We start from the raw sequence: 15,139 nt of genomic DNA, 5'->3' as shown, positions 1-15,139 counted from the left end.
ATGTGTGGCATCGCAGGTACTTACCGCTGGCCGGACGGCAAGATCGTGACCGACCGGCTCACCGAGACCCTCGCCCACCGCGGTCCGGACGGGGCGGGCCGGTACGGCCACTCCGTCGGTGACGGCGAAGTGCACCTCGGGCACCGCCGGCTGTCCATCATCGACCTGTCCGAGACCGGCGCCCAGCCGATGGTCAAGGACGGCCTCGCCCTGACGTACAACGGCGAGCTGTACAACGCGCCCGAGCTGCGCGCCGAGCTGGCAGCCGCCGGGGTGCGCTTCCGCGGGACCTCCGACACCGAGGTGCTCCTCGAGGCCTGGCGGCGCTGGGGCACCGACTGCCTGCCCCGGCTGCGCGGCATGTTCGCGTTCGGCGTCTTCGACGAGCGGACCGGTGAACTGGTACTGGTCCGGGACCAGTTGGGCATCAAGCCGCTGTTCCTGCTCCGGCGCGGCGAGGGCCTGGTGTTCGCCTCCGAGCTCAAGGCTCTTGCCGCCGCGACGGGCACGGGCGGAGCGCTGGAGGTGGACCACGCGGCACTGGTGGCCTCGCTCCTCTATTACTGGGTGCCGGACTCACGGTGCGCGTTCCGCGAGGCGGAGAAGCTGCCGCCGGGAAGCTGGCTGAGATGCCGGCCCGACGGCCGGGTGGAACGCGGCCGGTTCTGGAACCTCAAGGACGTCGCCGCCGAGGGCCGCGAGCGGGCCCGGGCCGGCGAGCGGCCGGACCTGGCCGCCATCGTCGAGGAGTCGACGCGGCGCCACCTGCTTTCCGACGTACCCGTGGCGACCTTCCTCTCCGGCGGCCTCGACTCCAGCTACCTGACCGCGCTGGCGGCCCGTCACCAGCCCGGGATCTCCGCTTACACGATCGGGTTCCGCGCCGAGGACGCCAAGTTCGAGGCGATGCCGGACGACCTGCGCTATGCCCGGCAGGTGGCCGGGCGGTTCGGCGTCGACCTGCACGAGATCGAGATCGCTCCGAACGTGCTCGACCTGCTGCCGCAGATGACGTACCACCTGGACGAGCCGATCGGCGACCCCGCCGCGATCAACACGTTCCTGATCTGTACGGCTGCCCGGGAGGCCGGGGTCAAGGTGATGCTCTCGGGGATGGGCGCCGACGAGCTGTTCGCCGGGTACCGCAAGCACCTGGCCAACCTGATCGCGCTGCGCTACCAGCGCGTGCCCCGGCCCCTGCGGCGCGGGGTGTCCGCAGCCGTGGACCGGCTGCCGGTGGCCACGGCGCGCCGGGGGTACCGGTCGGTGCGCTTCGCGAAGCGGTTCCTCTCTTTCGCCGATCTGCCGGAGGAGACCGCGTTCCGGCGCAGCTACACCATGTACGACCAGGAGGAGCTGCTCGCCCTGCTCGACCCGGACCTGGCCGGGACGGTCGACGACGTGCTCACCGAGCACGCGGACGTCTACCAGGACAACGACCTCGACGACTTCGTCAACCGCATGTGCCTGACCGACGCCCGGATGTTCCTGCCGGGCCTGAACCTCACGTACACGGACCGCTCCAGCATGGCCGCGTCGACCGAGGTGCGGGTGCCGTACGTGGACGTCGAGGTGGTGAAGGCGGCGTTCGCGGTCCCCGGGGATCGCAAGATCGTCGGGCGGCAGGGCAAGGCCGTCCTCAAGGAGGCGGCCACCTCGGTCCTGCCCCGGGAGATCGTGTACCGGCCCAAGGGCCTGTTCAGCGCCCCGCTGCGGGCCTGGATGAGCCGGGATCTGGCCCCGCTGGTGCGCGAGGTGGTCAACGACGGCGAGCTCGTTCGTTCCGGGCTCCTGCGCCGTGACGCACTAGCGCGCATGGTCGCCGAGGACGCCGCCGGGCAGCGGGACTTCTCCAAGCATCTGTGGCATGTGCTGACCCTCGAGTACTGGTATCGCGACGCGACCTCTGGGTCCGGCCAGAGCACTCGGCAAACGGCTCAGGAATCAGGGGAGTTTGAGTGAAGCAGGTTGTACAGAACTACAAGAGCGGCGAGCTGGCGGTGCTCGACGTGCCGGTGCCGGGGTGCAAGCCGGGCGGTGTGCTGGTCCGCAGCGCCTTCTCGCTGATCTCCACCGGGACCGAGCTGATGAAGGTGTCCGAGGCCGGCATGTCGATGCTGGGCAAGGCCCGCTCCCGCCCGGACCAGGTGGCCAAGGTCATGCAGAGCGTGGCCACCAACGGGGTGCCCGCCACCTACCGCAAGGTGATGGGCAAGCTGGATTCCTACACGCCGCTGGGCTACTCGCTGTGCGGGGTGGTCGAGCAGGTCGGCGCCGGGATCGACGATGTGAAGGTGGGCGACCTCGTGGCCTGCGCCGGCAACGAGCACGCCCTTCACGCCGAGCTGAACTGGGTGCCGAAGAACCTCTACACCCCGGTGCCGGACGGCCTCGCGCCGCGGCACGCGGCGTTCGGCACCGTCGGGTCGATCGCGCTGCAGGGCGTCCGCCAGGGCGAGCCGCAGCTCGGCGAAGTGGCACTGGTCATCGGCCTCGGGCTGATCGGGCAGCTGGTGGTTCAGCTCCTCACAGCCTCGGGAGTCCGCGTCGTCGGCGCCGACCCCGACCCGGTGCGCTGCGAGCTGGCCGAGCGCCTGGGCGCGGCGGCCTGCGGCGATCCCGCGTCCGCGGCCGTGGAGACCGCCGTCGCCGAACTCACCGGCGGTCACGGCGTGGACCAGGTGTACCTGGCCGCCGGCGGCGGCAGCAACCAGCCCGTCGAGCTGGCCGCCAAGCTCAGCCGGGACCGCGGCCGGGTCGTCGACATCGGCAAGTGCAGCCTGAACCTGCCGTGGAACGCGTACTACGAGAAGGAACTCGACGTCCGGTTCTCCCGCTCGTACGGCCCCGGTCGCTACGACCCGGAGTACGAGCTCGAAGGACGCGACTACCCGATCGGCTACGTCCGCTGGACCGAGCGCCGCAACCTGGCGTGCTTCCTCGACCTCGTCGCCCGGGGCAGTGTCGACGTGGAGCCCCTGATCTCCCACGTCGCCGACTTCGACGACGCGGTCGAGACGTACCAGCGCCTGAAGGACGGCGAGTTGAAGGCCGTGGCTGTGTTGTTCCGGTACCCCCAGCAGGCGGGGGAAGCGGAGGAAACGGCCGCCCCGGCGGTGGCCGTACCCGCGGTGAACGTCAAGCGGGCTCCGGCCCGAGCCGCCAGGACGCCAGTGCGCCTCGCGTTCGTCGGCGCGGGGAACTACGCGACGTCGATGCTGCTGCCGCACCTGGCACAGCGCGACGGCGTCGAGCTGTCGACCGTCGTCACCACGACGGCGCTCTCCGCGGCCAACGCGCAGCGGAAGTTCGGCTTCGCCGAGGCGACCACCGACCTCGACGCCGTGCTCGGCGACAAGTCCATCGACGCGGTGTTCGTGGTCACCCGGCACAGTTCCCACGCCGACCTGACCCGCAAGGCACTGCTGGCTGGCAAGACGGTCTTCGTGGAGAAGCCCCTGGCCCTCACCGAGGACGAGCTGTCGAGCGTGCTCGCGGCGGTGGAGGAGTCCGGCAACGACCGGCTGCAGGTGGGCTTCAACCGCCGGTTCGCGCCGATGCTGCGGGAGGCCAAGCAGCGTTTCGGCGCCCGGACCGGTCCGGCGAACCTCCGCTACCTGGTGAACGCAGGCCGGCTGCAGCACGGCAGCTGGTACCTCCAACAGGGCAGCGAGGGCTCGCGGTTCGCCGGCGAGGGCGGGCACTTCATCGACACGGCGAGCTGGCTGCTCGATGCCGACCCGGTCTCCCTCTACGCGGTCGCCCCGTCCGGCAACGAGGACCTGCAGGTCGTACTGCGCTACCCGGACGGGTCCACCGCCACCATCAGCTACGTCACCACCGGCCCGGCCGGCCTCCCCAAGGAGACGCTGGACCTGGTCGCGGACGGCAAGGCGCTGCGGCTCGACGACTTCGTCCGTGCCTCGGTGTATTTCGAAAACAGCACAGCCGGCCGTAAGAAGTGGGTCAGTTCGCGGCTGCCCAAGGCCCGGGACAAGGGCCAGAACGCCGAACTGGCCGCGTTCGTCAAGGCCGTGCGGACGGGCGGGCCGATGCCGGTGCCGCTGGAGTCGCTGGTCGCCACCACGGCGGCGACCCTCGCCGTGCAGGCCGGCCTGGCGGGCGGCGCGCCGGTGACGTTGGAGCGGGCGCGATGACGATGAGTGCGGGCTGGTACCTGCGGCGGCTGTCCCGGATGGGACCGCAGGAGGTCGCGGGCCGGGTGAGCGACGCGGTGCGCAGGCGGCGGTGGCGGTCGGCGCAGCCCGACGGCCCGAGCGTGACCGGCGCCCGGTTCACCGCCGTGCTGCCCGCCGGAACGATCGCCGCGGTGCCGCCGGACGCCGCGAAGCGCCTCATCGCCGAGGCGGACCTGCTGATGGACGGGCACGCCGAGTACTTCGGGGTGGCCCGCGACGACCTCGTCGACCCGGACTGGTGGCGCGACCCGAAGACCGGGCGCCGGGCGCCGGAGGGCTACGCCTTCGACGTGCCGTACCGCAGCGAGGACGTGGTCGGGGACATCAAGCAGATCTGGGAGCCGTCCCGGCACCAGTACCTCACCCAGCTCGCCGCCGCCTACGCGATCACCGGGGACGAGCGGTACGCCGAGCGCGTGGCCGACCATCTGCGGTCGTGGTGGGCGGCCAACCCGCCCCTGCGCGGGGTGCACTGGATCAGCGGCATCGAGCTGGGGATCCGGCTGCTGTCGTGGGTGTGGATCCGCCGGCTGCTCGACGGCTGGCCGGGCGCGGCCGAGCTGTTCGAGAACAACCCGGTGGCGCTGAACCAGATCTGGCACCACCAGCGCTGGCTGGCAGCTTTCCCCAGCCGGGGGTCTTCGGCGAACAACCACGTCATCGCCGAGGCCGCCGGGCAGTTGGCGGCGGCCTGCGCGTTCGGTTGGTTCCCCTCCTCGGCGCGCTGGCGGGCCGACGCGCTGCGCTCGCTGGATCGGCATCTGCGCAGCAACACCTTCCTTTCCGGCCTGAACCGCGAGCTGGCCAGCGAGTACCACGGCCTGGTGCTGGAACTCGGACTGGCCGCGGTGGCCGAGGCCGATGCCGCCGACGTACCGGTCCCCGCGACCGTCCGGCTGGTGCTGCTGCGGATGACCGACGCGCTCGCGGCCGTCGTGGACAACCGGCTGCGGCCGCCGCGCCAGGGCGACGCGGACGACGGTCACGGTCTGATCGTGGACGGCGCGGGCACCGACCGCTGGGCCTCGCTGCTGGCCACCGGCGACGCGGTGTTCGGCCGGCTCGACTGGTGGCCGACGGTGACCGGCACCGACGTACGCACGCCTCTGCTGGCCGCGCTCGTACGGCCGTACGCGAAAAACGGAACCGGACCGGCCGTGTCCCGCCCGGCGAGCCGTCCGGCCCATTTCGCCGATGCGGGCATGACCATCCTGCGCAGTCCGGGGAGGGCCGGGGAGACCGGAGAGATCTGGTGCCGCTGCGACGGCGGGCCGCACGGCTTCCTGTCCATCGCCGCGCACGGTCACGCGGACGCGCTGTCCGTGGAGGTCCGGCACGACGGGGTCGACGTGCTAGCCGACCCGGGGACGTACTGCTACCACGGGCAGCCCGAGTGGCGGCAGTACTTCCGGTCGACCCTCGGCCACAACACCCTGGAGCTGGACGGCGGCGACCAGTCCGTCTCCGGCGGCCCGTTCCTGTGGACCCGGCACGCCGAGAGCCGCGTCCTGGCCGTGGACACCTCCGGCGAGGCTGTGGCCCGCTGGTGTGCCGAGCACGACGGTTACCAGCCCTCCGTGCACCGCCGCCGGGTGGAACTGACGGCCGCGAAGCAGGAGTTGCGGGTGGTCGACGAGGTGCGCGGCCCGCGCCGGGCCGTGCGGCTGGCGTTCCACCTCGGCCCCGCGATCACCGCGGACCTGGTGGGGAACCGGGCACAGCTCACCTGGACCCGGGACGGCGAGGACCGTTCCGCGGTGCTCGCCCTGCCCGGGCAGCTGTCCTGGCGGGCGCATCGCGGTGAGACCGAGCCGCCGCTGGGCTGGTACTCCGCAGGATTCGGGCGCAAGGAACCCGCTACCACGCTGGTCGGCACCGGTTTCGCTGACGGCGTGCAGGGGTTCACCACTGTGCTGACGTTCCGCGGTTAGGGGGGAGGGGACCCGTGGGGATCAAGTGGCGTCGGGCGCTGCCCGCGGCACCGCTGGCGCTGGCCCTGCTGGCGGCGGCCGGCTGTACGAGCTCGCCGGACACACCGGCGAAACCGGCCGCTTCGCCGTCCGGGTCCGGGGCCGCGTCTGCCGTGGCCCGGGTGTGCGCCAAGCCCGAGGCCGGGCCCGCGAAGGCGCCGACGGATGCGGTGACGGTTGACCCCGATGTGGTCGGTGACCTGGCCGAGAAGACGAAGAGCAACCCGCCGGGCACCACGTTCTGGCTGCGACCGGGCACGCACCGGCTCGAGCCGGACCGCTACGCCCAGGTCATGCCCAAGAAGGGGAACCGCTACCTGGGCGCGCCGGGCGCGGTTCTCGACGGCCGGAAGAAGAACGCGTACGCGTTCAGCGGCACCGCCGACGACGTCACCATCCGCTACCTGACCGTGCAGCGCTTCGTGGCACCGACCGACGAGGGCGTGGTCAACCACGACATGGCCGACGGTTGGGTGATCGAGCACAGCACGATCCAGGACAACGACGGCGCCGGGCTGATGGCCGGTGCCCGCCAGCAGGTCCGCGCCAACTGCCTGCGCGACAACGGCCAGTACGGAATGAACGCGTACAAGACCGGCAACACCATCCGCGACCTGGTGGTCGAGGGCAACGAGGTCGTCGGCAACAACACCGGCGACTGGGAGCGGCGCAAGCCCGGCTGCGGCTGCACCGGAGGCATCAAGTTCTGGGCCGTCAACGGCGCCGAGATCCGCGGCAATTGGGTGCACGACAACCGCGGAGCCGGATTGTGGGCGGACACCAACAACAACGACTTCCGCATCGAGCACAACCTGATCGAGGAGAACGACGGCGCCGCGCTGATCTACGAGATCAGCTACAACGCGGTCATCCGGAACAACACGATCCGGCGGAACAACTGGGTCGAGGGCCGCAGGTCCGCCGGGCGCGGCGACGACTTCCCGTTCGGGACCGTCTACCTGTCCGAGGCCGGCGGCGAGCCGCGCGTCGAAGCCCGCACGGACAAGATCGACGTCTACCGGAACGTACTGGAGAACAACTGGAACGGGATCACCCTGTGGGAGAACGCCGACCGGTTCTGCAACAGCCCGGCCAACACCTCCTCCGGTGACTGCACGCTGCTGGTGAAGGACAAGGACCGCTGCGCGAAACCCGCGATCGCCCGCGCACCGCTGTACGCCGACTGCCGGTGGAAGACCCAGCGGGTGGACATCCACGACAACCGCTTCGTCCTGGACAAGTCCGTCGTCAAGTGCACGGAGAAGTGCGACCGCATGGCGGTGCTCTCCAACTACGGCACCTATCCGGACTGGTCACCGTACAAGGGCAAGCGGGTGGCCGAGGCGATCACCCGCAAGCAGCACAACCGCTGGCACGACAACGTCTACCGCGGCTCGTGGCAGTTCGTCGTCCAGGACCCGAGCCAGGTGCTCGACTCGGCCGAGTGGCAGGGTCCGCCGTACCGGCAGGACGCGGGCAGCACCTTCGCGAAACGGGCCGGTGGTTGAGATGGACCGTGACCCCGCCACCACACCGAAGGCCGTCGGGATCGTCTGGCTGCTGCTGGGCCTCAACACGCTCGGCTCCGCCGGGGCGAAGACCATCGTCCCGCTGCCCCGCTCCCTCATCCAGCTGGTCACCATGGGCTCGCTGGCCGTCGCGTTCGCGCTGGCGCTCGCGCTCAATACACGGCTGCGCATCAGGCCCAGCGCCTTCGTGTTCCTGCTCACCCTGCTGCTGGTGCCGAGCGTGATCTCCAGCGTGCACCTGGAGTCCGGGTTCGGCGCGCTGTTCCGCTGCGCCCGGCTGACCCTCTTCGTCGGCACACTGTGGCTGGTCAGCCGCTGGTGGGACGGCAGCCTGACGTTCGTCCGCTACCACATCCGTATGTACTTCGCGGTGCTCGTGTCGGTGGCCGCAGGCCTGGCCATCTCACCGGGCGCGGCCATGCCCGAGCTCTACGGCGGACGCCTCGTCGGCGCGCTGTGGCCGCTCACCCCGCCGCAGATCGGGCAGTACACCGCGGTGATCATCGGGCTGACCGTGCTGCTTCTCCTGGGCCGCCAGGTCGACAAGGCCAGTGCGGCGGTGGTCATCGTCCCGTCACTCGTCCTGCTCGCGCTCACCCACACCCGGACGGCGACCGTCGGTCTGCTCGTCGGGCTGGCGCTGGCGATCGGCTCGCTGCTGCTGACCAGCCCCGCCGCCCGCCGGTTCTTCGCGTGGTCGGTGCTGGTGGTCACGGTGGCCGCGGTGGGGTTCGCCTCCGCGCTCCAGGCGTGGTTCCTGCGCGGCCAGACCAAGGAGTACTTCACCAGCCTCACCGGTCGGGCCAAGGTCTGGGACGCCCTGCTGGCCGCGCCCCGGACGAGCGCGGAGCAGTTCTTCGGCGTGGGCCTGGGCGACAAGTCGTTCGGCGGGCTGCCGATCGACAACAGCTGGCTGGCCGTCTACAACGAGCAGGGTCTGATCGGTGTCACCATCGTGGCGGCCGTCATCCTCGTGCTCGGCGGCGTCGCGCTGCTGCGGCCGCCGTCGCTGCCGAGGGCTTGCGCGATCTTCCTGATCAGCTACGTCGCGCTCTCGTCGTACACCGAGGCCGGGCTCGGCGACGCCTCGCCGTATCTGCTGCATCTGGCCCTGGCCGCCTCGCTGCTGGCGGCACCCGCCGCGGCCACACCGCTCTCGACACCCCCAGTCCCACGACCAGGTATCCCGCGCTGGGCCCGGGATCGGGAGGTGAGCTGACCATGCACGTCATCGTGGTGCACAACCGCTACTCCTCGGCGCAGCCGAGCGGCGAGAACCGGGTCGTCGACGAGGAGGTGGCGCTGCTGCGCGCGGCCGGCCACCGGGTCGAGGTGTTCGAGCGGCGCAGCGACGACATCGCCGGCCGGTCCCTGCTCGGCAAGGTCGCGGTGCCGCTGCTCGTGCCGTGGAACCCGGCGGTCCGCACGGAGCTCACCGCCAAGCTCCGCGCCGAGCGGCCGGACGTGGTGCACATCCACAACGTCTTCCCGCTCCTGTCGCCCGCGGTCCTCGCCGCCTGTGCCGACGCCGGCGTGCCCGCAGTCGCCACGCTGCACAACTACACCCAGGTCTGCCCGCCGGGCACGCTGCAACGGGACGGCCGGCTGTGCACCGAGTGCGTCGGTTCGGCGGCGCCGCTGCCCGCCGTCCGGCACGGCTGCTACCGGGGCTCGCGCCTTGCGACGGTGCCGCTCGCGGTGAGCCTGTCGGTCAACCGGCGGCGGTGGTGGTCGGGCGTGGAGCGGTTCTTCTGCATCTCCGCGGCGCAGCGCGACGTCCTGGTGCGGTCCGGCATGCCGGCCGAGTTGCTGACGGTGAAGCACAACTTCGTACCCGACCCCGGCGCCTGCCGGGTGGGCGACGGAGAGCAGCTGCTCTTTCTCGGCCGGCTCGCGGAGGCCAAGGGGGTGCGGCTGCTCATGGCCGCATGGGACGAGGTCGCGGCGGACGGCGGTGTCGGCGTGCCGCTCGTGCTCGCCGGCGCGGGGCCGCTGGAGCGGGAGGTGACCGCCTGGGCGGCGGGCCGGGACGACGTGCGGTACGCCGGTCTGCTCGACCCGGCCCAGGTCCGGCAGGCCGTCGCGCGGTCGGTCGCCGTGGTGGCTCCCTCGGTGGCCCAGGAGACGTTCGGCCTCGTGGTCGCGGAGGCGATGGCGGCCGGGGTGCCGGCTGTCGCCGCCGGTCACGGCGCCTTCGTCGAACTCGTCGAGGACGGGGTGACGGGGCTGCTGCACCGGCCGGGCGAGCCCGCCTCGCTCGCGTCCTGCATACGCCGGATCGCGGCCGGGCCGGACCGCAACCGGGAGATGGGCCAGGCGGCCCGGCTCCGTTACGAGAAGTGCTTCAGCCCGGACGTCGGGCTCGAGCGCCTGGAGGAGGAGTACCGCGCCGCGATCGCGGGGCGGGCGCAATCAATGGGGGACGGAATCAATGGGGGGCACTAGATGACACGATGCCGACTCTGCGGTTCGGCGACGCTGGCGAGCGTCGTCGACCTGGGGGCGACGCCGCCGTGCGAGAGCTTTCTCGCCGCGGACCAACTGGATCAGCCGGAGCCCGCGTACCCGCTGCACCTGCGGGTCTGCACCGACTGCTGGCTGGCGCAGATCCCGCCGCTGATCACGCCGGAGGAGACGTTCAAGGAGTACGCGTACTTCTCCTCGTACTCGACGTCCTGGGTGGAGCACGCGCGCCGGTTCGTCGCCGACGCAGTACAGCGGGTGGGACTCGACACCGAAGGCTCCGACGGCTCCGACGCCTTCGTGGTCGAGGTCGCGAGCAACGACGGATACCTGCTCAGGCACGTGGTGGAGCGGGGCATCCGCTGCCTGGGCATCGAGCCGTCGGTGAACGTCGGCGCGGCGGCGCGCGAGGCGGGTGTGCCCACGCTCACGGAGTTCCTGAGCCCGGAGACCGGCTCGGCCGTACGCAAGGAGCACGGCCCGGCGAACCTGGTCGTGGCCAACAACGTGTACGCGCACATCCCCGACGTGATCGGGTTCACCCAGGGGCTGCGCGCCCTGGTCGCCGACGACGGCTGGGTCTCCATCGAGGTGCAGCATCTGCTGACGCTGATCGAGGAGAACCAGTACGACACGATCTACCACGAGCACTTCCAGTACTACACGGTCGCCTCCGCGATCCGGGCCCTCGCGAGCGGCGGACTCACACTCGTGGACGTCGAGTTGCTGCCCACGCACGGCGGCTCCATCCGGCTGTGGGCCCGGCCGTCCGAGGTGGCCGGCGAGCCGAGCCGGCGGGTGGCCGACGTACTGGCCCGGGAGAAGGCCGCCGGGCTGCAGGAGCTGTCCGGGTACACCGAGTTCTCCGCGCGGGTCGCCAAGGTGCGCCGGGACCTGCTCAAGTTCCTCATCGAGGCGGCCGAGCGCGGTGAGACGGTCGTCGGCTACGGCGCCCCGGGCAAGGGCAACACCCTGCTCAACCACTGCGGTATCCGCCCCGACCTGCTCGCGTACACGGTCGACCGCAACCCCTACAAGCACGGCAGGTTCACCCCTGGCACCCGCATCCCGATCCTGCCGCCCGAGCAGATCGCCACCGACAAGCCGGACTACGTCCTCGTCCTCCCGTGGAACCTGCGGGCCGAGCTGACCGAACAGCTCTCCTTCGTGCACGAATGGGGCGGCCGCCTGGTCTTCCCCATCCCGGAACTGAGCATTGTCGAGGTCAAGCGATGAAGGTCGTACTGTTCTGCGGCGGTTACGGGATGCGGATGCGGAGCGGCGCCGCGGACGACGTGCCCAAGCCGATGGCGATGGTCGGCCCGCGCCCGCTGATCTGGCACGTCATGCGCTACTACGCGCACTTCGGGCACAAGGAGTTCATCCTGTGCCTCGGGTACGGGGCGCACCACATCAAGGACTTCTTCCTCAACTACGAGGAGACGACGTCCAACGACTTCGTGCTGCGCAAGGGGCAGACAGAGCTGCTGTCCACCGACATCGCGGACTGGACGATCACGTTCGCGCAGACCGGCATCGAGTCACCGATCGGGGAGCGGCTGCGCCGGGTGCGGCACCACCTGGACGGCGACGAGATGTTCCTCGCCAACTACGCCGACGTCCTCACCGACGCTCCGTTGCCCGAGATGATCGAGAACTTCGCCCGGCGTGACGCCGGGGCGTCGATGATGGTGGTGCCGCCGCAGTCGTCGTTCCACTGCGTGGACCTGGGCGAGGACGGCCTGGTCGGGGGCATCACCGCGGTGAGCGACATGCCGCTGTGGGAGAACGGCGGCTACTTCGTGCTCCGCCAGGAGGTCTTCGACCACATACCGGAGAACGGGGACCTGGTCGCCGACGGATGCGCCCAACTGGCCAAGCGCGGCCGCCTGGTGGCGCACCAGCACCGCGGTTTCTGGAAGCCGACCGACACGGTGAAGGAGCGGGCCGCGCTCGACGAGGCCTACGCCCGGGGCGACCGCCCGTGGGCCGTGTGGGAGCAGGACAGCGCGGCGGTGAGCGCGTGATCCGCCTCGGGGCCGGGCGGCGCCCGGACCGGATCGTCGCGGTGGGCGCGCACTGCGACGACATCGCCATCGGCGCCGGCGGCACACTGCTGACGCTGTGCCATGCACGGCCCGGTCTCCGTGTCGACGCGCTGGTGCTCTCCGGCGGCGGCACCGAGCGGGAGCAGGAGGAGCAGGCCGCGCTCGCCGCCTTCTGCCCGGGCGCCGACCTGCGGCTGACCGTGCACAAGCTGCCGGACGGCCGGATGCCCGTGCACTGGGACGAGGCCAAGGCCGCGGTCGAGGAACTGCGCGCGCAGACCGACCCGGACCTGATCCTGGCCCCGCGCACCGACGACGCCCACCAGGACCACCGCGGCCTGGCGCAGCTGATACCCACCGCGTTCCGCGACCACCTGGTCCTCGGCTACGAGATCGTCAAGTGGGACGGCGACCTCGGCCGTATGGCCGCGTACCAGCCGCTGTCGTCGGAGATCGCCGAAGAAAAGGTACGGCTGCTGCAGGAGCACTACCCCTCGCAGCGGCACCGGCCCTGGTACGACCGCGAAGCCTTCCTCGGGCTGGCACGGATCCGCGGCATCGAATGCCACGAGCGATACGCCGAGGCGTTCGCCGTCACCAAACTCACGCTCAACCTGGGGGGTTGAACCATGCGCGTACTACTGACCGGACACCAGGGCTACCTGGGCACCGTCATGGCCCCGGTCCTCAAGGCCGCCGGACACGAAGTCGTCGGCCTCGACTCCGGCCTGTTCGCCGACTGCGTCCTCGGCCCGACACCCGCCGACCCGCAGGGGCACCGGGTGGACCTGCGCGACGTCACGGCCGAGCACGTGGCCGGGGTGGACGCCGTGATCCACCTGGCCGCGCTGTCCAACGACCCGCTGGGATCGCTGGCGCCGGAGCTCACCTACGACATCAACCACCACGCGTCCGTACGGCTGGCCCGGCTGGCCCGCGACGCCGGAGTGCGGCGCTTCCTGTACGCGTCCACCTGCTCGGTCTACGGCGCCGCCGGCGGCGACGACCTGGTGGGCGAGGACGCCCCGCTGCGCCCGGTGACGCCGTACGCGGAGTCCAAGGTGCGGGTCGAGGACGACCTGCACGAGCTGGCCGACGGCGACTTCACCCCGGTGTACATGCGCAACGCCACCGCCTTCGGCTACTCGCCCCGGCTGCGCGCCGACATCGTGCTGAACAACCTGGTGGGCCACGCGCTGCTGTCCGGCGAGGTGCTGGTGATGTCCGACGGCACGCCCTGGCGGCCACTGGTGCACGCCGCCGACATCGCACGGGCCTTCACGGCCGCGCTGACCGCGCCGCGGGAAGCGGTGCACGACCAGGCGTTCAACATCGGCAGCGAGACCAACAACGTCACGGTCGCCGAGATCGCCGACCAGGTCGCCGAGGCGGTGCCCGGCTCCAAGGTGAGGATCACCGGGGAGAACGGGGCCGACCCGCGCTCCTACCGGGTGGACTTCTCCCGGTTCCGGGGCGCGATCCCCGGCTTCGACTGCGAGTGGACGGTGAAGCGTGGCGCGCTCCAACTCGCCGACGCCTACCGCGCACACGGGCTGACCCGGGAGGGCTTCGAGCAGCGCTTCACCCGCCTCGCCGTGCTGCGCGCGGCGTCCGAGTCCGGCGCCGTCGACGACACCCTGCGGTGGCGCCCGTGACCGAGATCGGCGAGGAGATGTACGCGCTGGTGGAGCGGATGTACCCGCTGTGCCGGAGCATCACCGGCGACGGTGTGCGCGCCACCTTGGACATCGTCGGGCAGTACATCCCGCTCCAGAGGCACGAGGTGCCGACCGGCACGCAGGTGCTCGACTGGACGGTGCCGCAGGAGTGGAACATCCGCGACGCGTACATCGCCGACGCCGCCGGGAACCGGGTCGTCGACTTCGCCGCTTCCAGCCTGCACGTGCTCGGCTACAGCGTGCCGGTGTCGGCGACCCTGCCGCTGGCCGAACTGCGCGGACATCTGCACACCTTGCCCGAGCACCCGAACTGGGTGCCGTACCGCACCAGTTACTACAAGCCGGAATGGGGGTTCTGCCTGGCCCAGGAGACCCTGGACGCGATGCCGGACGGCGACTACGAGGTCCGCATCGACTCCACCCTCGCCGACGGCCACCTCACCTACGCGGAGCACGTCGTCCCCGGGCAGGTCCCCGACGAGGTGATCGTCTCCTGCCACGTCTGCCACCCGTCGCTGGCCAACGACAACCTGGCGGGCATCGCGGTGGCGACGTTCCTGGCCCGGGCGCTCGCGGAGCGGACGCCGTACTACACCTACCGGTTCCTCTTCGCGCCCGGCACCATCGGGGCGATCACCTGGCTGGCCCGGAACGCCGAGCGGGTGGAGCGGGTCAAGCACGGCGTCGTGCTGGCCTGCGCCGGGGACCCGGGGCAGCTGACGTACAAGCAGAGCAGGCGCGGCGACGCGGAGATCGACCGGGTGATGCAGCATGTGCTGACCGCGTCCGAACGCCCGCACCGTGTCGCCGAGTTCACGCCGTACGGCTACGACGAGCGGCAGTTCTGCTCGCCCGGTTTCAACCTGGGCGTGGGCTCGCTCACCCGGACCCCGTACGCGGGCTATCCCGAGTACCACACCTCGGCGGACAACCTGGACTTCGTCTCGCCCGAGGCGATGGCGGACACGCTCGCCGTCTGCCGCGAGGCGTTCGCCGTGCTCGACCGCAACCGCCAGTACGTCAACCTCAGCCCTTACGGCGAACCGCAGTTGGGGAGGCGTGGGTTGTACGACGCGCTCGGCGGGCGCAGCGACACCAAGCAGGCGCAGATGGCCATGCTCTGGGTGCTCAACCTCTCCGACGGCGAGCACAGTCTGCTGGACGTCGCCGAGCGCTCCGGGCTGCCGTTCGGCACCGTCGCCGCCGCGGCCGACGCCCTGCACGGCGCCGGGCTGATCAAGGCATGATGCT

The 15,139-nt window shown here is 71.2% G+C and carries 11 protein-coding genes; all 11 read left to right on the top strand.

Going from position 1 to position 15,139, the window contains the following annotated elements; all coding sequences use genetic code 11:
- The 11 genes from asnB to ACZ7L6_RS08505 are packed head-to-tail and all read left to right on the top strand — an operon-like array spanning nucleotide 1 to nucleotide 15,135.
- Complete coding sequence (gene asnB / locus ACZ7L6_RS08555) at nucleotides 1-1,962, top strand: asparagine synthase (glutamine-hydrolyzing) (RefSeq protein ID WP_471921238.1); 1,962 nt, start codon at nucleotides 1-3, stop codon at nucleotides 1,960-1,962.
- A complete protein-coding gene (locus ACZ7L6_RS08550; RefSeq protein WP_471921237.1) occupies nucleotides 1,959-4,157 on the top strand; it encodes a bi-domain-containing oxidoreductase in 2,199 nt (732 codons plus the stop codon). Before asnB ends, ACZ7L6_RS08550 begins: the two co-directional genes overlap by 4 nt.
- Nucleotides 4,154-6,130, top strand: coding sequence for an alginate lyase family protein (locus ACZ7L6_RS08545; RefSeq protein WP_471921236.1), 1,977 nt, complete (start codon nucleotides 4,154-4,156; stop codon nucleotides 6,128-6,130). The genes ACZ7L6_RS08550 and ACZ7L6_RS08545 overlap by 4 nt, the downstream gene beginning before the upstream one ends.
- 14 nt (nucleotides 6,131-6,144) lie before the next feature.
- Complete coding sequence (locus ACZ7L6_RS08540; RefSeq protein WP_471921235.1) at nucleotides 6,145-7,677, top strand: right-handed parallel beta-helix repeat-containing protein; 1,533 nt, start codon at nucleotides 6,145-6,147, stop codon at nucleotides 7,675-7,677.
- Between the two features lies 1 nt (nucleotide 7,678).
- Nucleotides 7,679-8,917, top strand: a complete 1,239-nt coding sequence (locus ACZ7L6_RS08535) for an O-antigen ligase family protein (protein ID WP_471921234.1) — start codon at nucleotides 7,679-7,681, stop codon at nucleotides 8,915-8,917.
- 2 nt (nucleotides 8,918-8,919) lie between these two features.
- The gene (locus tag ACZ7L6_RS08530; protein WP_471921233.1) at nucleotides 8,920-10,143 is read left to right on the top strand and encodes a glycosyltransferase; all 1,224 of its coding nucleotides are present in this window, start codon (nucleotides 8,920-8,922) and stop codon (nucleotides 10,141-10,143) included.
- Nucleotides 10,144-11,397 carry a class I SAM-dependent methyltransferase gene (locus ACZ7L6_RS08525; protein ID WP_471921232.1) on the top strand — a complete coding sequence of 418 codons (1,254 nt, stop codon included), beginning with the start codon at nucleotides 10,144-10,146 and terminating at the stop codon, nucleotides 11,395-11,397. It begins immediately after the preceding gene.
- Nucleotides 11,394-12,188, top strand: coding sequence for a glycosyltransferase family protein (locus tag ACZ7L6_RS08520; RefSeq protein WP_471921231.1), 795 nt, complete (start codon nucleotides 11,394-11,396; stop codon nucleotides 12,186-12,188). Before ACZ7L6_RS08525 ends, ACZ7L6_RS08520 begins: the two co-directional genes overlap by 4 nt.
- Nucleotides 12,185-12,835, top strand: coding sequence for a PIG-L deacetylase family protein (locus ACZ7L6_RS08515; RefSeq protein WP_471921230.1), 651 nt, complete (start codon nucleotides 12,185-12,187; stop codon nucleotides 12,833-12,835). Before ACZ7L6_RS08520 ends, ACZ7L6_RS08515 begins: the two co-directional genes overlap by 4 nt.
- A 3-nt stretch (nucleotides 12,836-12,838) precedes the next feature.
- Entirely contained in the window at nucleotides 12,839-13,864 is a 1,026-nt protein-coding gene (locus ACZ7L6_RS08510; RefSeq protein WP_471921229.1) for an NAD-dependent epimerase/dehydratase family protein, read from the top strand.
- On the top strand, nucleotides 13,852-15,135 hold the full coding sequence (locus ACZ7L6_RS08505) for a DUF4910 domain-containing protein (protein WP_471921228.1): 1,284 nt from the start codon (nucleotides 13,852-13,854) through the stop codon (nucleotides 15,133-15,135). Before ACZ7L6_RS08510 ends, ACZ7L6_RS08505 begins: the two co-directional genes overlap by 13 nt.
- Nucleotides 15,136-15,139 lie beyond the last annotated feature (4 nt).

It is taken from the genome of Streptomyces sp. NPDC107522, assembly GCF_055657525.1.
This window is presented reverse-complemented; position numbering and strand designations above follow the sequence as displayed.

What these genes read in the sequence shown, in the direction of transcription:
- ACZ7L6_RS08525 (WP_471921232.1), top strand. Translation starts at nt 10,144, where the DNA reads ATGACACGATGCCGACTCTGCGGTTCGGCGACGCTGGCGAGCGTCGTC.
- ACZ7L6_RS08520 (WP_471921231.1), top strand. Translation starts at nt 11,394, where the DNA reads ATGAAGGTCGTACTGTTCTGCGGCGGTTACGGGATGCGGATGCGGAGC.
- asnB (WP_471921238.1), top strand. Translation starts at nt 1, where the DNA reads ATGTGTGGCATCGCAGGTACTTACCGCTGGCCGGACGGCAAGATCGTG.
- ACZ7L6_RS08535 (WP_471921234.1), top strand. Translation starts at nt 7,679, where the DNA reads ATGGACCGTGACCCCGCCACCACACCGAAGGCCGTCGGGATCGTCTGG.
- ACZ7L6_RS08530 (WP_471921233.1), top strand. Translation starts at nt 8,920, where the DNA reads ATGCACGTCATCGTGGTGCACAACCGCTACTCCTCGGCGCAGCCGAGC.
- ACZ7L6_RS08510 (WP_471921229.1), top strand. Translation starts at nt 12,839, where the DNA reads ATGCGCGTACTACTGACCGGACACCAGGGCTACCTGGGCACCGTCATG.
- ACZ7L6_RS08545 (WP_471921236.1), top strand. Translation starts at nt 4,154, where the DNA reads ATGACGATGAGTGCGGGCTGGTACCTGCGGCGGCTGTCCCGGATGGGA.